The 18,110-nt window shown below is 67.0% G+C and carries 20 protein-coding genes; 10 read left to right on the forward strand and 10 right to left on the reverse strand.

Annotation, left to right across the window (positions count from 1 at the left end; genetic code table 11):
* Nucleotides 1-185 precede the first annotated feature (185 nt).
* Nucleotides 186-1,100, reverse strand: a complete 915-nt coding sequence (locus ACRDUX_RS12100) for a proline iminopeptidase-family hydrolase (protein WP_526414180.1) — start codon at nucleotides 1,098-1,100, stop codon at nucleotides 186-188.
* 89 nt (nucleotides 1,101-1,189) lie between these two features.
* Here ACRDUX_RS12100 and ACRDUX_RS12105 point away from each other — a divergent pair, with 89 nt between their 5' ends.
* From ACRDUX_RS12105 to ACRDUX_RS12115, 3 genes are read left to right on the forward strand one after another with little or no spacing between them, the layout of a single operon-like run.
* Nucleotides 1,190-1,957 carry a FadR/GntR family transcriptional regulator gene (locus ACRDUX_RS12105; protein ID WP_526414182.1) on the forward strand — a complete coding sequence of 256 codons (768 nt, stop codon included), beginning with the start codon at nucleotides 1,190-1,192 and terminating at the stop codon, nucleotides 1,955-1,957.
* 47 nt (nucleotides 1,958-2,004) lie between these two features.
* Complete coding sequence (gene dapA, locus ACRDUX_RS12110) at nucleotides 2,005-2,907, forward strand: 4-hydroxy-tetrahydrodipicolinate synthase (protein ID WP_526414183.1); 903 nt, start codon at nucleotides 2,005-2,007, stop codon at nucleotides 2,905-2,907.
* Nucleotides 2,904-4,643, forward strand: coding sequence for a ribonuclease J (locus tag ACRDUX_RS12115; protein ID WP_526414185.1), 1,740 nt, complete (start codon nucleotides 2,904-2,906; stop codon nucleotides 4,641-4,643). The genes dapA and ACRDUX_RS12115 overlap by 4 nt, the downstream gene beginning before the upstream one ends.
* On the opposite strand, the gene ACRDUX_RS12120 is transcribed toward ACRDUX_RS12115, so the two are convergent.
* The 3 genes from ACRDUX_RS12120 to ACRDUX_RS12130 are packed head-to-tail and all read right to left on the reverse strand — an operon-like array spanning nucleotide 4,640 to nucleotide 6,647.
* Nucleotides 4,640-5,512, reverse strand: a complete 873-nt coding sequence (locus ACRDUX_RS12120) for an SAM-dependent methyltransferase (protein ID WP_526414187.1) — start codon at nucleotides 5,510-5,512, stop codon at nucleotides 4,640-4,642. The genes ACRDUX_RS12115 and ACRDUX_RS12120 overlap by 4 nt on opposite strands.
* Before the next feature lie 3 nt (nucleotides 5,513-5,515).
* Nucleotides 5,516-6,334 (reverse strand): mycofactocin-coupled SDR family oxidoreductase, encoded by an 819-nt coding sequence (locus tag ACRDUX_RS12125; protein WP_526414189.1) that lies wholly within the window; start codon nucleotides 6,332-6,334, stop codon nucleotides 5,516-5,518.
* A 1-nt stretch (nucleotide 6,335) separates the two neighbouring features.
* The gene (locus ACRDUX_RS12130) at nucleotides 6,336-6,647 is read right to left on the reverse strand and encodes a putative quinol monooxygenase (protein ID WP_526414191.1); all 312 of its coding nucleotides are present in this window, start codon (nucleotides 6,645-6,647) and stop codon (nucleotides 6,336-6,338) included.
* Between the two features lie 206 nt (nucleotides 6,648-6,853).
* On the opposite strand from ACRDUX_RS12130, the gene ACRDUX_RS12135 reads away from it, so the two are divergent.
* A complete protein-coding gene (locus ACRDUX_RS12135; protein ID WP_526414193.1) occupies nucleotides 6,854-9,367 on the forward strand; it encodes a DNA translocase FtsK in 2,514 nt (837 codons plus the stop codon).
* 104 nt (nucleotides 9,368-9,471) lie between these two features.
* On the opposite strand, the gene ACRDUX_RS12140 is transcribed toward ACRDUX_RS12135, so the two are convergent.
* Nucleotides 9,472-9,987, reverse strand: coding sequence for an amino-acid N-acetyltransferase (locus ACRDUX_RS12140; RefSeq protein ID WP_526414195.1), 516 nt, complete (start codon nucleotides 9,985-9,987; stop codon nucleotides 9,472-9,474).
* Nucleotides 9,988-10,029: 42 nt separating this feature from the next.
* Here ACRDUX_RS12140 and pgsA point away from each other — a divergent pair, with 42 nt between their 5' ends.
* The 4 genes from pgsA (at nucleotide 10,030) to pspM (ending at nucleotide 12,877) form a co-directional block, all read left to right on the forward strand.
* Entirely contained in the window at nucleotides 10,030-10,611 is a 582-nt protein-coding gene (gene pgsA / locus ACRDUX_RS12145; protein ID WP_526414197.1) for a CDP-diacylglycerol--glycerol-3-phosphate 3-phosphatidyltransferase, read from the forward strand.
* Between the two features lie 119 nt (nucleotides 10,612-10,730).
* A complete protein-coding gene (gene clgR / locus ACRDUX_RS12150; RefSeq protein ID WP_526414199.1) occupies nucleotides 10,731-11,066 on the forward strand; it encodes a transcriptional regulator ClgR in 336 nt (111 codons plus the stop codon).
* Nucleotides 11,067-11,216: 150 nt separating this feature from the next.
* The gene (gene pspA, locus ACRDUX_RS12155) at nucleotides 11,217-12,029 is read left to right on the forward strand and encodes a phage shock protein PspA (protein ID WP_526414201.1); all 813 of its coding nucleotides are present in this window, start codon (nucleotides 11,217-11,219) and stop codon (nucleotides 12,027-12,029) included.
* Between the two features lie 23 nt (nucleotides 12,030-12,052).
* Nucleotides 12,053-12,877, forward strand: a complete 825-nt coding sequence (gene pspM / locus ACRDUX_RS12160; RefSeq protein ID WP_526414203.1) for a phage shock envelope stress response protein PspM — start codon at nucleotides 12,053-12,055, stop codon at nucleotides 12,875-12,877.
* A 4-nt stretch (nucleotides 12,878-12,881) separates the two neighbouring features.
* On the opposite strand, the gene ACRDUX_RS12165 is transcribed toward pspM, so the two are convergent.
* Both ACRDUX_RS12165 and ACRDUX_RS12170 read right to left on the reverse strand, forming a co-directional pair.
* The gene (locus tag ACRDUX_RS12165; RefSeq protein WP_526414205.1) at nucleotides 12,882-13,298 is read right to left on the reverse strand and encodes a DUF5313 family protein; all 417 of its coding nucleotides are present in this window, start codon (nucleotides 13,296-13,298) and stop codon (nucleotides 12,882-12,884) included.
* A complete protein-coding gene (locus ACRDUX_RS12170) occupies nucleotides 13,295-13,732 on the reverse strand; it encodes a limonene-1,2-epoxide hydrolase family protein (protein WP_526414207.1) in 438 nt (145 codons plus the stop codon). The genes ACRDUX_RS12165 and ACRDUX_RS12170 overlap by 4 nt, the downstream gene beginning before the upstream one ends.
* A gap of 41 nt (nucleotides 13,733-13,773) precedes the next feature.
* Here ACRDUX_RS12170 and ACRDUX_RS12175 point away from each other — a divergent pair, with 41 nt between their 5' ends.
* Together ACRDUX_RS12175 and ACRDUX_RS12180 are read left to right on the forward strand one after the other, a co-directional pair.
* A complete protein-coding gene (locus tag ACRDUX_RS12175; RefSeq protein WP_526414209.1) occupies nucleotides 13,774-14,976 on the forward strand; it encodes a glycosyltransferase in 1,203 nt (400 codons plus the stop codon).
* 10 nt (nucleotides 14,977-14,986) lie between these two features.
* Nucleotides 14,987-15,181 (forward strand): DUF3046 domain-containing protein, encoded by a 195-nt coding sequence (locus ACRDUX_RS12180; protein WP_526414211.1) that lies wholly within the window; start codon nucleotides 14,987-14,989, stop codon nucleotides 15,179-15,181.
* Nucleotides 15,182-15,191: 10 nt separating this feature from the next.
* On the opposite strand, the gene ACRDUX_RS12185 is transcribed toward ACRDUX_RS12180, so the two are convergent.
* The 3 genes from ACRDUX_RS12185 to hypD form a co-directional block, all read right to left on the reverse strand.
* The gene (locus tag ACRDUX_RS12185) at nucleotides 15,192-15,932 is read right to left on the reverse strand and encodes a DUF6390 family protein (protein WP_526414213.1); all 741 of its coding nucleotides are present in this window, start codon (nucleotides 15,930-15,932) and stop codon (nucleotides 15,192-15,194) included.
* Nucleotide 15,933: 1 nt separating this feature from the next.
* Nucleotides 15,934-17,037: a hydrogenase expression/formation protein HypE gene (gene hypE / locus ACRDUX_RS12190; RefSeq protein WP_526414215.1), complete on the reverse strand. Its 1,104-nt coding sequence runs from the start codon at nucleotides 17,035-17,037 to the stop codon at nucleotides 15,934-15,936.
* Nucleotides 17,030-18,110 (reverse strand): hydrogenase formation protein HypD (gene hypD, locus ACRDUX_RS12195; RefSeq protein ID WP_526414217.1); only part of this gene is annotated, 1,081 nt, incomplete at its 5' end. The genes hypD and hypE, both read right to left, overlap by 8 nt.

The following is an 18,110-nucleotide window of genomic DNA, read 5'->3' on the forward strand; positions in this document are numbered from 1 at the left end:
GTAGACGGTGCCGAAGATGGCCCATGGCGCGATGGGCACCATGAAGACCAGCCCGTACACCAGCAGGTCCACAGTCGACACCGACCGGTCGAGTTCTTGTGTGTAGCCGAATGATTCGAGGCTGCGCTGGCCGGTTGGGGCGTTCGTCTCGGCGTTGACCATGCGAGTGTCCTATCGATCGAGGGTCAGACCCGGGCTGGGGCCGGGTCGTAGTCGGCGAGGAACGCGGCGATGACGGCGCGGAACGCCAAGGGTTTCTCCAGGTGGCTGCAGTGGCTGGCGTCTTCGAAGACGTGGCTGTGGGCGTCGGGAATCCGCTCGACGAACGGACGCCAGGTCGCGGGGGTGGCTTCGTCGTGCTCACCGGCGACTACGAGCGTCGGCGCGAGGATGCGGTCGAGCCGGTCGATGACGGTCCAGGACTTGAGTGTGCCGAGTACGTGGAACTCGTTGGGCCCGTTCATGGTGTGGTAGACCGTCGGGTCCGCCTCCATCTGCGCTTCGCTGTCGAGGAAGTCTTGGGGCGTGGGCGTCACGCGGCAGACGTGGCGTAGGTAGAACTCCCGCGTCGCCGCGAGGTACTCCGGGTCGGTGACGGTGCCAGCAGCTTCGTGCCGGTCCAGTGCCTGCTGCGTGTCCTGCGGCAGCCCGGAGCGCAGCAGGGTGGCCGCGGCCATCCACAGCTCCATGGACGCTGGCGAGTTGCAAATCGACAGGGACGCCAGCCCCTCGGGTTGGCGCACCGCGATCTCGGCGCCGAGCATGCCTCCCCAGGACTGGCCCAACAGGTGGTAGTCGTCGATACCCAGTTCGGTTCGCACGGCGTGGAACTCGTCGACGAACAAGCCCGGTTCCCAGAATTCGCGCGGCGCGTCGGGTAGGTGGGTGCTGTGACCGCAGCCGAGCTGGTCGTAGTGAATGACCGTGCGTCCGGTCTCGTCGGCCAGTTCGGCGATGTTGCGCACGTAGTCGTGCGCCATCCCTGGTCCGCCGTGCAATACGAAGAGGGGATGGGCGCCGGGTTTCGGCACGTCCGGAGTGGTGATCCGGACCCATGTCTCGAAGTTCCGGAACGGCACGGTGTGGCTACGAATGGGCACGGCGATCAGAATGGACCGCCAATGGTCTCGCTGCAAGACCAATTGGAACGAATTAACATTCCCGTATCGACGAGAAGGGGAGCGCACCGATGGCCGACGACGTCGCCGAGCGCCCATCGGGCCTGCTCGCACGCCAATTGGCGATGCCGTCCCGCGTCGACGAGATCACCGACAGGCTGGTCACGGCGATCGCGATCGGGGAGTACCTGCCCGGCGCCCGGCTACCCGTCGAGCGTGACCTCGCCGCAGCCCTTGGCGTCGGACGCATGACGGTCCGTGCCGCACTGGCACGCCTGGTCGAGCGTGGCCTGCTCGAGACCCGCCGTGGGCGCGGCGGTGGGTCCTACGTCGTGGACCAGTGGCCCGAGTCCTCCACCGAGGCGGTCCGCCGCACGCTGTCGATGCGGCTGGCCGAACTGCGGGACCGGTGTGATGCGATCGCCCGATTGCACGGTGCGGTGTGCCGGGCCGCAGCGGATGCCAGGACGACGGACGACGTGGTCACCCTTCATGCCGCGCTGGACCAGTACCGGACCGCGAGCAGCGGATTGGCAGCCCAGCAGGCCGACAGCAGACTGCATCTGGCGATCATGGACGCCGCCCACAATGCAGTGCTCAAGCAGGTGCTCGTCGACCTGGAGGCATCCATCAGCATCGGTGCGCCCGCGCACCTGTGGGGCGAGCCAATCACCATGCGGGAGATGGAGTTGCGGTCACTTGGCGAACACGAGGAATTGATCGACGCGATCGCAGACGGCCGTGCCGACGATGCCGACGCTGCGGCCCGTGCGCACGTCGGGATCGACTTCGAGAACATCTCGATTGCGATGCGTCGAGCGGGCATGCTGACCGACTGAGCGCAGGTGCTCATGAACGCCAGGGTCGAGCGGGTAATCTCAACCGCGTGAGCACCACTGGTTTCGACTCAAATGCACGCTTGGGCACCGTGCTGACTGCCATGGTGACGCCGTTCGGCCCGGACGGCTCGTTGGACCTGGTCACGGCCAAGGAACTCGCGAAGCGCCTGGTGGACGCCGGATGCGACGGCCTGGTGGTCTCCGGGACCACCGGCGAGTCTCCGACGACCTCCGACGACGAGAAGATCGCGCTACTCGGCGCGGTCCTCGAAGCGGTCGGCGACCGCGCCCGGATCATCGCCGGAGCCGGCACCTACGACACGGCGCACAGCGTGCGCCTGGCAAAGGCGTGCGAGGCCGAGGGCGCGCACGGGTTGCTGGTCGTCACGCCCTACTACTCGCGTCCGTCGCAGGCCGGGCTGATCGCCCACTTCACCGCCGTTGCCGACGCGACCGCGCTACCCAACGTCCTGTACGACATCCCCCCACGCTCCGCGGTGCCGATCGAGTGGGACACCGTCCGCGCCATCGCACCGCACCCGAACATCGTCGCCATCAAGGACGCCAAGGGCGATCTGCACGGAGGCGCGATGATCATGGCCGAGACCGGGCTGGCGTACTACTCGGGCGACGACGCGCTGAACCTGCCGTGGTTGGCCATGGGCGCCACCGGTTTCGTCAGCGTGTGGGGCCACTTCGCCGCCAGTCAATTGCGAGAGATGTTGTCGTCCTTCAGTTCCGGAGACATCGCGACTGCCCGCAAGATTCACGTTGCACTCGGCTCACTCAACGAAGCACAGAATCGACTCGGGGGCGTCACGATGGTCAAGGCAGGACTTCGGTTGTTGGGCTTGGAGGCCGGCGAGCCCCGGTTGCCACAGATTCCCGCGACGGCCGACCAGGTCGAAACACTGACAGCAGACATGCGGGCCGCCGGCGTGCTCCGATGAGGGGCGCTGCCGCGCCTGCTCCGGCTACGGGCGACCCCACCGGGACGGCTCCATCGGAGAGCCCCGCCCTGCTACCGCCGGGGCCACTGGAAACGGGCGGACTCCGGGTGACCGCGCTGGGCGGGATCAGCGAGATCGGCCGCAACATGACCGTTCTCGAGCATCTCGGTCGACTGCTGATCATCGACTGCGGAGTGTTGTTCCCAGGACACGACGAGCCGGGGGTCGACCTGATCCTGCCCGATCTGCGTCACATCGAGGGTCGCCTCGACGATATCGAGGCGCTGGTGCTGACCCACGCCCACGAGGACCACATCGGCGCCATCCCGCACCTGTTGAAGCTGCGATCCGACATCCCCGTGGTGGGATCCAAGTTCACCCTGGCCCTCGTGGCGGCGAAGTGTCGTGAGCACCGCATCAAGCCGGTGTTCATCGAGGTCGCCGAGAAGCAGAGCAGTCAGCACGGGGTCTTCGAGTGCGAGTACTTCGCGGTCAACCACTCGATCCCCGACGCCCTGGCCATCGCCGTCTACACCGGCGCGGGCACGCTGCTGCACACCGGTGACATCAAGCTCGATCAACTTCCGCTGGACGGTCGGCCCACCGACCTGCCGGGTATGTCCCGGCTCGGCGACGCCGGTGTCGACCTGTTCCTCTGCGACTCGACCAACGCCGAGATACCCGGCGTCGGACCGTCGGAGAGCGAGATCGGGCCGAACATGCACCGGCTCATCCGCGGCGCCGAAGGTCGTGTGATCGTCGCCTGTTTTGCCTCCAACGTCGCTCGCGTGCAACAGATCATCGACGCATCGGTAGCTCTCGGCCGCAAGGTGTCGTTCGTCGGTCGCTCGATGGTGCGCAACATGGGGATCGCCAAGGAACTCGGCTTCCTCACCGTCGACGACGACGACGTGGTCGACATCGCCGCCGCCGAGATGCTTCCAGCGGAACGCATCACGCTGGTCACCACCGGCACCCAGGGCGAAACCATGGCTGCCCTGTCGCGGATGTCGCGGGGCGAGCACCGCAGCATCACGCTGACGCGGGGCGATCTGATCATCATGTCGTCGTCGCAGATCCCCGGCAACGAGGAGGCGATCTTCGGCGTCCTGGACTCACTGGCCAAGATCGGTGTTCGCGTCGTCACCAACGGCCAGGTGCGCATCCATGTTTCGGGTCACGCCTACGCCGGCGAGCTGCTGTTCCTCTACAACGGGGTGCGGCCGCGCAACGTGATGCCGGTGCACGGAACGTGGCGACATCTGCGGGCCAACGCCGCGCTCGCGGAGAAGTCGGGCGTGCCCGCGGAGAACATCGTCGTGGCCGAGAACGGCGTCAGCGTCGACCTGGTCGCGGGCAAGGCGTCGATCTCGGGTGCGGTACCGGTGGGCAAGATGTTCGTCGACGGTCTGGTCACGGGCGACGTCGGTGAGGCCACGTTGGGCGAACGCCTGGTGCTGTCCTCGGGCTTCATTGCGGTCACTGTCGTCATCCGTCGGGGCAGCGGAAAGATCGCTGCTCCGCCGCACCTACACTCGCGCGGCTTCTCGGAAGATCCCAAGGCGCTCGAACCCGTTGCGCCGCTGATCGACGCAGCGTTGCAAGCGCTCGTTGCGGAGAAGGTCAGTGATCCCGCGCGCATCGCACAGGCGGTGCGCCGCACGATCGGCAAGTGGGTGGGGGAGAAGTACCGCCGCCAGCCCATGATCGTGCCGACGGTTCTCGAGATCGACTAGATCTTCTCGGCGTAGGCCGACCACTCGATCTGTGACGCGGTGAGGTCGCGCCCCGTCGGCCGGACGTAACGGTCGACGAATTCGTCGGGACCAGCCTGTTCGATCAGCCGCCAGCCGTAGTCGGCCAGGAAGTTCCCGATGCCCTCGGGCGGCAGGCCGAACTTCCACAGTTGGCTCTTGACGCGGACCCTTCGGTAGAAGCCGGCGGCCCCGTACATGTTGGTGCCGTCGATGAAATCCGCACGCACGTAGGTGAAGTCGATCCGGCTGCCGCTGGCAGCGTGGGACAGCTGCGCGAACGTGGCCCGCACCGCGGTCTCGGTCAGGTACTGGGTGACGCCCTCCCACACGAAGAAGGTGCGACCGGAGGGGTCGTAGCCGTTCGACGCGAGGACCGCCATCAGGTCGTCACGCTCGAAGTCGACCGGCACCACCCGCACTGAGGCGGGTGGTGTGCCGAAGACCCTTGACAGGATTGCGTTCTTGCGATCGACGTTGATGGGCTGGTCGACCTCGAAAATCGGTATGTCGCTGTGACGGGCGAGACGGTAGGCGCGGGTGTCGAGACCCGCGCCAAGCACCACCACGGCGTCGACGTCGCTCAGCGCGTCCCGTAGGTTGTCGTCGATGTAGCGCTTGCGGCACGCGAGATTCGTCCACAGGCCGGGTCCGGACCGCTCGGAGGCGGCGATCACCGCCCGCCGAAGTGGCGCCCAGCCGGTGGCGCGAACGACTGCACGCAATGGCCTTGGGAGGAACGCCGCTGCGAGATCGTCATCGACCAGCCTGCGGGTAAGCGGCTCTTGCTGTTCCACCGCGGAGATCACCATCGGCCCGAAAGCCGTTCCTGCCGCAAGGTTTCGCGCCACGGGTCAGCGCTTGTTCACGTAGCCGTCGTCGACGGGCAATGCGACTCCGGAGATGTGCTTACCCGTGTCGGACACCAGCCAGGCGACCGTATCCGCGATGACCTCCGGCTCGACCGTTTCCATGTTCGCGGCGCCGGCCATGTCCAACGATCCCTCGTCGCCGCTTGTCATCTCGTTGAGCCACTGCCGCGTGAACTCATTGTCGATCATCGGTGTCCGCACCCCGGCGGGATGGATCGAGTTGACCCGGATGTTCTGCGGGGACAGGAGATTCGCATAGGAGCGCATCAGCCCGACGACGCCGTGCTTAGCCGCGGCGTAGCCGATGGAGCCGGCGAACGGAGAGGCCAGTCCGACCAACCCCATCACCGAGCTGATCAGAACGATCGCCCCGCCGTTGCCCGCCTTGATCATCGGGCGCATCGCGACATCCACGGTGTGATGGACACCGGTGAGGTTGACGTCGATGACGTCGTGCCAGGCGTTCTCACCGGCCATCGGGGCAATGCCTGCGTTGGCGATCACGATGTCGAGTCGACCGCCGAGCTCCTCGACACCTGCCTTCAACGCCGTCTTGAGTGAAGCGCGGTCGCGGACGTCGGCTTGGCTGGCGACGATGCGGCCGCCGATGTCCTCGACGAGTTTCACCGTGGCAGCCAGATCGTCGGGCGTGGCCATGGGGTAGGGAACGGAGGCGATCTGGTCGCACAGGTCGACGGCGATGATGTCGGCGCCCTCAGACGCCAGCTTCACCGCGTGCGCGCGGCCTTGTCCGCGGGCCGCGCCCGTGATGAACGCGACTTTGCCGTCCAGAGATCCCATCTCAGGGACGCAGCTGACCCTTGGCGGGATCGCCTGCGACGACGGGCTGCAGCACCTTGATGTCGGGCGCACCGTCGAGGTGCTCGCCGATGGTCCCGAAGAGGGTGGCGATCGCGGGAGCGCCGCTGTGGGTCTTCAGCGCCTCGTCATCGGCCCACTGCTCGACGAAGACGAAGGTGCCGTTCGCCTCGTGCAACGAGTACAGCTCGCAACCGGGCTCCTGGTGAACGGCCTCGATCGCCGTCTTGGCGGCATCTCGGACGGCGTCGACGGACTCGGGCTTGGCGGTCAGGGTGGCGACGACGACTGGCATGGCGAATGCTCCTCGATGAGTGGGTGCGGCGCCGATCACATTACCGAGTGCTCGAAGGCATCAGCGGGCTACCTCCTTGACCCCGCCGAGGTGGGCCTCACCCTGGCTGATCTCGACGATGTAGGCGTCGCCGGCCGCACCGATACGCAATTGTGACCAGTGTGGCTAATGGTGAATCTGTGACTGGTGCGACTAGTCTGGCCTTCATGGCTAGTAAGACCGCCGCCCGTTCGGGAGCTCGTTCGAGCAGCTCAAAGCCCCGAGCGCGCTCACCGCGCCCCGCCGCGCCCCGCCGCAAGCCCGCACCGCGTCGCACATCCTCACCCGTCGCGACCGCGGGCTCGGCGATCGGCAAGGGCGCCCGCGCCAGCTGGCTGATGCTGGCCAGGGGCGCCGGGTCCACCGCCCGATCGGTCGGGCGCGCCCGTGACCTCGAGCCAGGGCACCGCCGCGACGGCATCGCCCTCGGAATGTTGGCCGTGGCCGTGGTGCTCGCCGCCAGCTCGTGGTTCGACGCGGCGCGACCCGTCGGAGGCTGGATCGACGCAAGCGTGCGCGTCGTCATCGGGTCGGCAGTGGTGCTGCTTCCCATCCTTCTCGTCGCCTTGGCCGTCGTGTTGATGCGCACCGAGCCGCATCCCGAGTCCCGTCCTCGGCTCGTTCTGGGCACCGCCATGATCAGCCTGCCCGTGCTCGGTCTGTGGCATCTCTGGTCGGGCGCCCCGCTTGAGCCCGCCGACCGTCAGCGGGTCGCGGGATTCGTCGGTTTCGCGATCGGCGGGCCACTTTCCGATGGGCTCACCCCGTGGATCGCCACCCCCCTGCTGATCATCGGAGTGCTGTTCGGGCTACTGCTGGTGACCGGGACCACCATCCGCGAGGTTCCCTCGGCGATGCGGTCGATGGTCCTGAGCGCGTACCGCGGTGACGCGTACGGCGAGTACGACGACGAGGACTACGACGACTACGAGGAGTCCGTCGAGCAAGCCGACGATCTCTCCGACGCCTATTACGACGACCCGGCGAGTTACCGGGGCGACGAGGCGCAGTGGCCAGGCGCGTCGCAGCCGACGGGAACCCCGATGGAGAACTACCCGCTGGAGCCGGTCGCCGACGAGACACCGACCGTGCCCGAGCCGAAGATTCCCGCGCGGCGCAAGAAGGAACCGAAGGCCGCGCCGAACAAGACCGACACCCTGGTGCTCGACCGGGTCGTCGAGGGGCCCTACACACTGCCGTCGCTGGAGCTGCTGGTCGCCGGCGAACCGCCGAAGCTTCGCAGCGCAGCCAACGACAAGATGATCGAAGTCATCCAGTCGGTGCTGCACCAGTTCAAGGTCGACGCGACCGTCGTGGGATGCACCCGCGGCCCGACCGTCACCCGCTACGAGGTCGAACTCGGACCTGGCGTCAAGGTCGAGAAGATCACCGCGTTGCAGAAGAACATCGCCTACGCGGTGGCCACCGAGAGCGTCCGGATGCTGGCGCCCATCCCTGGTAAGTCGGCCGTCGGCATCGAGGTGCCCAACACCGACCGCGAGATGGTGCGGCTGTCCGACGTCCTGACCGCGCCGACCACCCGCCGCGACCACCACCCACTGGTGATCGGACTCGGCAAGGACATCGAGGGGGACTTCATCTCGGCGAACCTGGCCAAGATGCCCCACCTGCTGGTCGCCGGCTCGACGGGATCCGGCAAGTCCAGCTTCGTCAACTCCATGCTGGTGTCACTGCTGTCGAGGGCCACCCCCGAGGAGGTCAGGATGATCCTGATCGACCCGAAGATGGTGGAACTCACGCCGTACGAAGGCATTCCGCACCTCATCACGCCCATCGTCACGCAGCCCAAGAAGGCGGCCGCCGCGCTGGCCTGGCTGGTCGAGGAGATGGAGCAGCGCTACCAGGACATGCAGGCCAACAAGGTTCGTCACATCGACGACTTCAACAAGAACGTGAAGTCGGGTGTCATCACCGCACCGCTGGGCAGCGAACGCGTCTACAAGCCGTATCCGTACATCATCGCAATCGTCGACGAGCTGGCCGACCTGATGATGACCGCCCCGCGAGACGTCGAGGACGCCATCGTGCGCATCACCCAGAAGGCCCGCGCCGCAGGAATCCACCTGATCCTGGCGACGCAGCGACCGTCGGTCGACGTCGTCACCGGACTCATCAAGACCAACGTGCCGTCCCGCTTGGCGTTCGCGACGTCGTCTCTGACCGACAGCCGGGTCATCCTGGACCAGGCGGGCGCCGAGAAGCTGATCGGCATGGGCGACGGGCTGTTCCTGCCGATGGGCGCCAACAAGCCGGTCCGGTTCCAGGGCGCCTACATCAGCGACGAGGAGATCTACGCCGTCGTCGCCGCGTGCAAGGACCAGGCCGAACCCGACTACACCGAGGGTGTCACCGCCGCCAAGGCGACCAGCGAGCGCACCGACGTGGACCCCGACATTGGTGACGACATGGACGTCTTCCTTCAGGCGGTCGAACTGGTGGTGTCCTCGCAGTTCGGGTCCACCTCGATGTTGCAGCGCAAGCTACGGGTGGGCTTCGCGAAGGCCGGCCGGCTGATGGACTTGATGGAGACGCGCAGCATCGTCGGGCCCAGCGAGGGGTCCAAGGCGCGTGAGGTGCTGGTCAAGCCCGACGAGCTGGCGGGGACGCTGATGCTGATCCGCGGCGGCTCTGACGCCAACGGGGGCGACGCCGAGGACTGACGACTGACGCGCCGTTCGTTGAGGTAGCGCTGGCGGCGCAAAAGTGCGAGTAGCCATCGCCGTGAGTGCTATCTCAACGGCCACGCTCGCCGTCGCACCGACGCCTACAGCGTCAGGAGCATCCGGGTGTTGCCAAGGATGTTGGGCTTGACGTAGGACAGATCGAGGAATTCGGCGACGCCGATGTCGTATGAACGGCACATCTCGTCGTAGACCTCGGCGGTGACCGGGGTGCCCTCGATCTCCTTGAAGCCGTGTCGGTTGAAGAACTCGGTCTCGAAGGTCAACACGAAGATCCGTTGCAGGTGCAACTCCCTGGCCACGTCCAGCAGGCGTGCCACGACGGCGTGTCCGACACCGCGGCCGTGAAGCCTCGGGTGGGCGGCGACCGTGCGCACTTCGCCGAGATCCGCCCACAGGACGTGCAGCGCACCGCAGCCCACCACCTCGCCGTCGAGCTCGGCCACCCAGAACTCCTGTACGGCCTCGTAGAGGGTGACGAGGTTCTTTTCGAGCAGGATCTTGCCCGCATAGACGTCGACCAGCGACTTGATGGCAGGCACGTCAGAGGTACGGGCGCGACGGACCACCACGACGTCCGATTCAGGCGCTCCATTCACAGCTGAGAGGGTATCGGTTCGGTGAACGGATACTCTGATGCCGTGCCGGGTCAGTCAGACGTCGATCCGTTGACCCCGCGCGTGAGCGTGGTCAACGTCGCAAACGTGCTCACCGGGCTGCGCATCGTCCTGGTCCCGGTGTTCCTGGTTGCGCTGTTCGTCGGCGACGGTCACGAAACTCATTGGCGACTCGTCGCTTTCATCATCTTCGCGGTGGCAGTGATCACCGACCGCTTCGACGGCGCCATCGCGCGCAGCTATGGCATGGTGACGGAGTTCGGCAAGCTCGCCGATCCCATCGCCGACAAGGCCCTGATCGGGGCGGCCCTGATCGGCCTGTCCCTGCTCGGTGATCTGCCGTGGTGGGTGACCGTGGTGATCCTGGTTCGCGAGATCGGTGTGACGGTTCTGCGGTTGGTCGTCATCCGAGGTGGTGTGATCCCCGCGAGTCGCGGCGGCAAGCTGAAGACGCTGGTCCAGTCCGTGGCGATCGGTCTGTTCGTCCTCCCACTGCACGGTGCGTGGCTGACGGGCGCCTGGGTGTTCATGTGGGCCGCGATCGTCCTGACCGTGCTCACCGGCGTGGACTACGTGGTTTCCGCGGTGCGCAAATCCCGCGGGTGACGCGGTAGATCCGCGTGGCGGGAACCATTCCGACGGGTACGGGCGTTCTGGTTGTTAGTGAACTTGAATGGACCCCCAGATAGATTTGTGACCACGTCTTTCGTTGTGAGGAGACCGCGATGACGACATTGCTTCGCGAAGTGATCGGCGACGTCCTGCGTCAGGCCCGGCTAACGCAGGGACGCACGCTGCGCGAGGTGTCCGACGACGCCCGTGTCAGCCTCGGCTATCTCTCCGAGGTGGAGCGCGGGCGCAAGGAAGCCTCCAGCGAGCTTCTTGGTGCCATTTGCGGTGCCCTGGAGGTGCCGTTGTCGCGCGTGCTGTCCGACGCCGGGGAGACCATGGAGCGGCATGAACAGGCCGCGCCGAGGTCCGTCGCCACCGCCAGCGCCTCGAACATCGACTTCTCCACCAGGGTCGTCATCCCGCAGGCCGTCTCGATGGCGGTGGCCTGAGGGCACTCACCACTCGGAAACGCGCGCAGGGGTGTGGTGATCTGTGCGCAACCGATAAGTTGGCGGGTAGCGAAAGCACATTTGCTCGCCGAGCCCAGCTCGGGGGCAGACACACTGGCCCTATTCGAAGACGAAGGCGGGAACGAACCGATGGCCAATCCGTTCACCAAGGCGTGGAAGTACCTCCTGGCGCTGTTCAGCTCCAAGGTCGATGAGTACGCCGATCCCAAGGTGCAGATCCAGCAGGCCATCGAGGAGGCGCAGCGCCAGCACCAGGGGCTGACCCAGCAGGCCGCGTCGGTGATCGGCAACCAGCGCCAACTGGAGATGCGGCTCAACCGCCAGCTCGCCGACATCGAGAAGCTTCAGGTGAACGTCCGCCAGGCGCTGGCGCTGGCCGACCAGGCGACTGCGGCCGGCGACGCGGCGAAGGCCACGGAGTACACCAACGCCGCCGAGGCGTTCGCGGCCCAACTCGTCACCGCCGAGCAGAGCGTGGAGGACCTCAAGACCTTGCACGACCAGGCGTTGCAGGCCGCCGGGCAGGCCAAGAAGGCCGTCGAGCAGAACGCGATGGTGCTGCAGCAGAAGATCGCCGAGCGCAGCAAGCTGCTCAGCCAGCTCGAGCAGGCCAAGATGCAGGAACAGGTCAGCGCCTCGCTGCGGTCCATGAGTGAGATCGCCGCTCCCGGCAGCACGCCCAGCCTCGACGAGGTCCGCGACAAGATCGAGCGACGCTACGCCAATGCCATGGGCTCGGCGGAGCTCGCACAGAATTCGGTCCAGGGCCGGATGATGGAGATTCAGCAGGCCAGTGTGCAAATGGCCGGTCACTCGCGGCTCGAGCAGATCCGCGCCTCCATGCGAGGTGAGGCCCTTCCATCGGGCGATGCCACGTCGGCGCCCGCGGCCCCTGCCTCCAACCCGCCGGCCGCTGCGCCGGAAAACCCACTCTCGCAGTAGTTTTCAAGTTAGGTAGCGCGACCATGGCGGTTGATTCTCGGGCGGGGCGGCAAGAGGCCTTGCGCACCCTCTTGCAGCGTGGCGTGGACACTGCCGCCGAACTCTCCGACGTGCTGGCCCAGAAGCTCGGCGCCGCAGCGGATCCACGCGCGAAGCTGTTGCGCAAGCGCAAGTGGGCACTGCGGGCAGGGATGTTCTTCACGTTCTCGACCGGTCTCTGGATTGCGGTGACGGGGATCCTCGCCTCGTGGGACGTCGTGCCCGCCTGGGCGCTGCCGATACCCGGCGCCATCGCCGTCGGCGCGGCGTTCCTCGCGACCCTGTCCTTCCTGCGGTACCGCTGGCTCAAGCGCGAGCCCCTTCCGGCGGAGCGCCGGGTGCGACGACGGCTACCGCCCTGGGGATCGGCGGCGCGGCAGCCGATCGCGGCCTTGACGTCCGCCGAGCGCGGCCTGTTCGCGCTCATCGGGGTGATGGAGCGGGGCCGGATGTTGCCGCAGGAAGAACTGCGCGACGTCGTCGCCGCGGCCAATCAGACCGTCGCCACCATGACGGCGACGGCCAACGAGGTCGTATCGATGGAGCGGGCCGCGACTGCCGCCCCGAAGTCGCGGGCGCACCTGACCCCGACCATCCGGGCGTTCGTCGCTCAACTCGACAGCGGCGTCAGGCAATTCGACGAAATGGTGGAGGCCGCAGCGAAGCTGGTTTCAGCCGCGAACTCCGGGTCGTTGTCGAGCTCGCCGATGTCGGCTCAGCGCTACCGCTACGAACTCGGCAGCGCCACCGACCGACTGGCCGGCTGGGCGCAGGCCTTCGACGAGCTCGGCCACCTGCGCGGCGCCTGACCGATCACACGGCGCTGCTGCTCGGCGGACCCGATCTTGGCCCGTACTTCTCGGCGTAGGCGTCGTGGATGTGGGCGTCGCGCTGACGGGCGCGGTAGTCGACGAGGCCGGGATCCAGCCCGTGCTTGCGCAGCATGTGACGCCGCCATACCTTGTTCAGCGCGTGCGAGAAGAACACGAACGGGATCAGGATCGGCAGTGTCGTGGAAAGGTGCAGGTACAACGACATCGGGATTATCCAGAACGGCGTGAGGATCAGCACCGCCGGAATGAACACCCGCACCATCATGCGCAGTGTGGCCCGGGGGCCAGCGAGGTCGTCGGCCACCCATTGCAGCATCGATGACGGCAGGCGCTTTCCGTAGCAGTACCCGATGTACTGCAGGACGGTCGGCTTGGTGCGGCCGGAATCGTTCGTCATAGTGTCGGGCGCAGCGAGGGGACCACGACTCCCACCAACCCACGCAGCGTGGCCTTGACAATGTCGAAGAAGTCGAAGTAGTCGCGCCACAACGTGATTCGCCCGTCGTGCACCTCGAACACGCCGCATACCCAGAACTGCAGCCGCAAGGCCTTGAACACCAGGACGTCGGTTCGCTCAGTCAGGACCGACGTGCCCTCGGCCGCGATGCGATGGAACTTGACCTCGAAGCCGGCCCGGCCCTCACCGCTACGCAGCAGCTTGACGATCCGTTGGCGGCCGGCAATGGTCGGGAATCCCACGTTCTGCCATTTCGCGTCGTCGGCAAGCAGGGCGTCCGCGGTGTCGAAGTCCTCGTTCTGCACCGCGAACAGAAATCGCTGGACAGTCGCCTTGTTGTCGACTGTGGGCACAGCGGAGGTCTGGTCGGTCATGGCCCCACAGTAGTTGTTGGACGCTGTGGCAGGGTAGGGCGATGCGCGTCGCGGTGGTGGCCGGGCCCGATCCCGGACACGCCTTTCCTGCGATCGCGCTGTGTTTGAAGTTCCTCGCCGCGGGCGACGAACCGACACTGCTCACCGGTGCGGAGTGGCTGGACACTGCCAGGGGCGCCGGAATCGATTCCCTGCTGCTCGACGGTCTCGATCCCATCGACGGCGACGACGATGCCGACTCGGGAGCCAAGCTCCACCGGCGAGCGGCACGGATGGCCGTGCTGAATGCGCCGCGACTCGGGGGGTTGGTCCTGGACCTGGTGGTGTCCGACGTGATCACCTCGTGCGGAGGCATGGCCGCCGAGATGCTCGGCGTGCCGTGGGTCGAATTGAACCCACATCCGCTGTACCGGCCGTCGAAGGGGCTTCCGCCGCTCGGTAGCGGACTGGCGCCTGGGGTCGGAATCCGGGGCAGGCTGCGTGACGCGGTGATGCGGGCGCTGACCGCGCGCTCGGTGAGGGCGGGTGACCGGCAGCGCGCGACCGCCCGCGTCGAGATCGGTTTGCCCCCATCCGATCCAGGGCCGCTTCGGCGCCTGATAGCCACTCTGCCCGCCCTGGAGGTGCCACGCCCGGACTGGCCCGCCGAGGCCGTCGTCGTGGGGCCGCTGCACTTCGAGCCGACGTCGGTGCTGCTCGAGGTTCCGGACGGTGCTGGCCCGGTGGTGGTGGTCGCACCGTCGACGGCGACCACGGGTACCCGTGGTCTCGCCGAGGTGGCGCTCGAGTCGCTGGTGCCGGGGGAGACGCTGCCCGACGGAGCGCGGGTGGTGGTGTCCCGGCTCGGGGGCGGGCGAAGCGACGGGGGAGGTGCCGGTGGGTCGGATGCGACGGTGCCGCCGTGGGCGGTGGTCGGACTCGGTCGTCAGGACGAATTGCTCGCGTCCGCGGATCTGGTGGTCTGCGGCGGTGGCCACGGCATGGTGGCCAAGACGCTGCTGGCGGGCGTGCCGATGGTGGTGGTTCCCGGTGGGGGAGACCAGTGGGAAATCGCCAATCGCGTTGTGCGCCAAGGTAGTGCTCGACTGATCCGGCCGCTGACGGCTGAGGCGTTGACCGCAGCGGTGGGGGAGGTGCTGTCGTCCCCGGGTTACCGGGAGAGCGCCCGGCTGGCCGGTGACGCCGCAGGGGACGTCGCCGATCCGGTACGGGTGTGCCATGACGCGCTTGCGCAGGCTCGGTAAGTTGGTGGGCGTGCGGCTGACGGAATTCCACGAACTCGTCGACGGGCAGTTCGGCCGGGTGCGGGGTGCCTCGCTGCTCGTCGATCACGTGCTCAGCGATGTCGGCGGGCGCACTGCCGCCCAGGCCATCGAAGCGGGGATCGATCCGCGCGACGTGTGGCGGGCGTTGTGCTCGGACTTCGACGTGCCGCGCGATCAGTGGTGAGGTACTTGGCTCAGTCTCGTGTTCGGACGGCGTTGACGATGTCCAAGCTCATCTGAGTCGCGGTCGCCAGCGCATCCCTCTCACCGTCGTGCAAGGCTCCGCACAACCAGTCCCAATGGGCCGTGACTGTTTGCCCGCGTGACGGTTCCGGCGCAAGGGAGTAGCCGTCCTTGCGCCACCGCACCCGCTCCTCGACCGGATCGCCCAGTCCAAGCCTGCCGTCTGTGAACGTCAACGGTTGCGAGTCGATCACCGCATGATCGCCGTGTACCGATTCGACGGTGCCCCAGCGGACTCGGCAGTCCTGCATGACCTGGACCGGCTTGCCCGCGCCGCGATCCAGGAAGCGGATCCACGGGTAGATGGCCATCACGTGGAAGCTGTGATGGGCCAACACCTCCCCGGTCCTCAGCGCATCCAGCATGCCGGTGGCCTGCCCCGCGAACGACGCCCGCAGCCGGCTGAGCAGGGCATCCGGGTCCACGGCCTGCAACAGTGGACCACCGACCCAGTAGTTGCGGACCACCGACGCGTCCAGTGGATCGACGCCTGCCGCATCGGCGATCGCATCCAGGTACGGCCACGCGCCGTCGAACGCCCTGGCGTGAGCGGTGAGTTCGGCCGCACCGCCGCCACGCAGCAGCGTGTCGGTGTCCGCGGGACCGCAGTACCCGAGTTCGTTGGGAGGAAAGGCGTATCGAGCAAACTCCGCATAACCCACGGGCAGGCGCGGTGCGGTGGTCGAGGCCATGTCAGCAGATCCGTGGCAGTTGTTCACCGATCGGCAGGTCCACCACGCGGGTGCCGCCCAGGGTCGTGCGCGCGACGACCATGCCCGGATGGTCGGCGACGCAACGGCCGATCACCGCTGCGCGGATGCCCAACGGGTGGTCACGCATCGCGGCCACCACTCGATCGGCGTCGTCGGGCGCGACGAACGCCAGCAACTTGCCTTCGTTGGCCACCTGCAGCGGGTCGAGGCCGAGGAGACCGCACGCATCGCGAACCTCTGCGGGGATCGGGAAGGTGCGCTCGTCGAGAGCAATACCCACCCCTGCCGTCTTCGCGATTTCGTTCAGGGTTGCGGCCACGCCGCCGCGGGTGGGATCGCGCAGCACGTGCAGGTCAGCGCCGGTGTCCAGCATTGCCGCCACCAGCCCGTGCAGCGGCGCGGTGTCGCTCGCCACGGCGGTGGCGAACTCCAGGCCTTCCCGGCAGCTCATGACCGCCACCCCGTGCACGCCGATGTCTCCGCTGACGATCACCACGTCACCCTCTGTTGCGCGCTGCGGACGGATGTCCGCACGGTCGTCGACAATGCCGATCCCGGCGGTGTTGATGAAGACGGCGTCGCCGTGGCCGGCGTCCACCACCTTGGTGTCTCCCGTGACCAGCTTGACTCCGGCCGCCAGTGCCGCGGTGCCCAGCGCCCGTGCCACGTGCGCGATCTCGTCGAGCGCGGTGCCCTCCTCGAGGATGAACGCCGTCGACAGCACCAACGGGCGCGCACCCGCCATGGCCAGGTCGTTCACGGTGCCGTTGACGGCGAGATCGCCGATCGAGCCGCCGGGGAACACCATCGGCTTGACCACGAAGGAGTCGGTCGAGAATGCCAATCGGACACCGTTGACCTCGATGACCGCTGCGTCGCCCATGCCCGCCTCGGCGGCGGATCCGAACGCCGGCAGGAACAGATGCTCGATGAGCTCACCGGACATCGCCCCGCCGCCACCGTGCCCCATCACGATGTTCGGTGAGTCTCGCAACGGCATCGGGCACACCCACGCTTCCACGTCGATGGTCGCCTGCGGCTCCGTGTCGACGGGGGCCCCGGTGTCCCGGGACGTCTCAGGCATGCGTCACCTCGAGCCGTCGGTACAGGTAATAGGCCGCACACGCGCCCTCGGAGGACACCATCGTCGCGCCAAGGGGATTTCGGGGTGTGCACTCCTTGCCGAAGGCCGCACACTCGTGTGGCTTGATCATGCCCTGCAACACCTCGCCGGAACGGCAGATCTCCGACTCGGCGGTGTGTATCCCGGTCACGGAGAACCGGTGCTCCGCATCGTATTCCCGGTAGGCAGGCGAGAGCCGCCAACCACTCTGCGGAATCATCCCGATGCCCCGCCACGAGCGGTCGGCGACCTCGAACACGTCCTGAAGCATGGCCCTGGCCGGTAGGTTGCCCGCCGCCTGCACCGCCCGCGGATAGGCGTTCTCGAGCTCGTGGCGCCCTGCCTCCAGTTGAATCACCGTGCGCCGGATGCCTTCCAGAATGTCCAGCGGCTCGAACCCCGTCACCACGATCGGGATGTGGTACTTCTCGGTTAGCTCCGGGTATTCGTCGGTTCCCATCACGCAGCAGACGTGTCCCGCGGCGAGGAACGCCTGCACCCGGCAGGTTGGTGATTCCATGATCGCGGCGATGGCCGGTGGCACCAGCACATGCGACACCAGAAGCGAGAAATTCTTCACCCCAGAGCGTTTGGCCTGATACACCGTCATCGCGTTGGCTGGAGCGGTGGTCTCGAACCCGATGCCGAAGAACACCACCTGCCGGTCCGGATTCTCCTTGGCAATGGTCAGAGCATCCAGGGGCGAGTAGACGACCCGGATGTCACCACCCTCGCTCTTGATCCGGAACAGATCCTTCTTGCTGCCGGGCACGCGCAACATGTCGCCGAACGAGCAGAAGATCACGTCGGGCCGGGATGCGATCTCGAGCGCTTTGTCGATCATTTCCAGCGGAGTCACGCACACCGGGCACCCAGGACCGTGGATCATCTCGATCTCGTCGGGCAGCAACTGGTCGATGCCATGGCGGATGATCGAATGCGTCTGCCCGCCGCAGACTTCCATGATCGCCCACCGCCGTGTGGTGGCCGCGCGGATCTGGTCGACGAGCTTGCCTGCCAGCTCGGGATTGCTG

The sequence above is a fragment of the Mycobacterium sp. genome (assembly GCF_050701675.1).
In the GTDB taxonomy this organism is placed as follows: domain Bacteria; phylum Actinomycetota; class Actinomycetes; order Mycobacteriales; family Mycobacteriaceae; genus Mycobacterium.

Bases quoted from the DNA above. Each gene is read 5' to 3' on its own strand.
- ACRDUX_RS12105 (WP_526414182.1), top strand. From the start codon at position 1,190: ATGGCCGACGACGTCGCCGAGCGCCCATCGGGCCTGCTCGCACGCCAA.
- ACRDUX_RS12115 (WP_526414185.1), top strand. From the start codon at position 2,904: ATGAGGGGCGCTGCCGCGCCTGCTCCGGCTACGGGCGACCCCACCGGG.
- ACRDUX_RS12125 (WP_526414189.1), bottom strand. From the start codon at position 6,334: ATGGGATCTCTGGACGGCAAAGTCGCGTTCATCACGGGCGCGGCCCGC.
- ACRDUX_RS12130 (WP_526414191.1), bottom strand. From the start codon at position 6,647: ATGCCAGTCGTCGTCGCCACCCTGACCGCCAAGCCCGAGTCCGTCGAC.
- ACRDUX_RS12135 (WP_526414193.1), top strand. From the start codon at position 6,854: ATGGCTAGTAAGACCGCCGCCCGTTCGGGAGCTCGTTCGAGCAGCTCA.
- clgR (WP_526414199.1), top strand. From the start codon at position 10,731: ATGACGACATTGCTTCGCGAAGTGATCGGCGACGTCCTGCGTCAGGCC.
- pspA (WP_526414201.1), top strand. From the start codon at position 11,217: ATGGCCAATCCGTTCACCAAGGCGTGGAAGTACCTCCTGGCGCTGTTC.
- pspM (WP_526414203.1), top strand. From the start codon at position 12,053: ATGGCGGTTGATTCTCGGGCGGGGCGGCAAGAGGCCTTGCGCACCCTC.
- ACRDUX_RS12165 (WP_526414205.1), bottom strand. From the start codon at position 13,298: ATGACGAACGATTCCGGCCGCACCAAGCCGACCGTCCTGCAGTACATC.
- ACRDUX_RS12170 (WP_526414207.1), bottom strand. From the start codon at position 13,732: ATGACCGACCAGACCTCCGCTGTGCCCACAGTCGACAACAAGGCGACT.
- ACRDUX_RS12175 (WP_526414209.1), top strand. From the start codon at position 13,774: ATGCGCGTCGCGGTGGTGGCCGGGCCCGATCCCGGACACGCCTTTCCT.
- ACRDUX_RS12185 (WP_526414213.1), bottom strand. From the start codon at position 15,932: ATGGCCTCGACCACCGCACCGCGCCTGCCCGTGGGTTATGCGGAGTTT.
- hypE (WP_526414215.1), bottom strand. From the start codon at position 17,037: ATGCCTGAGACGTCCCGGGACACCGGGGCCCCCGTCGACACGGAGCCG.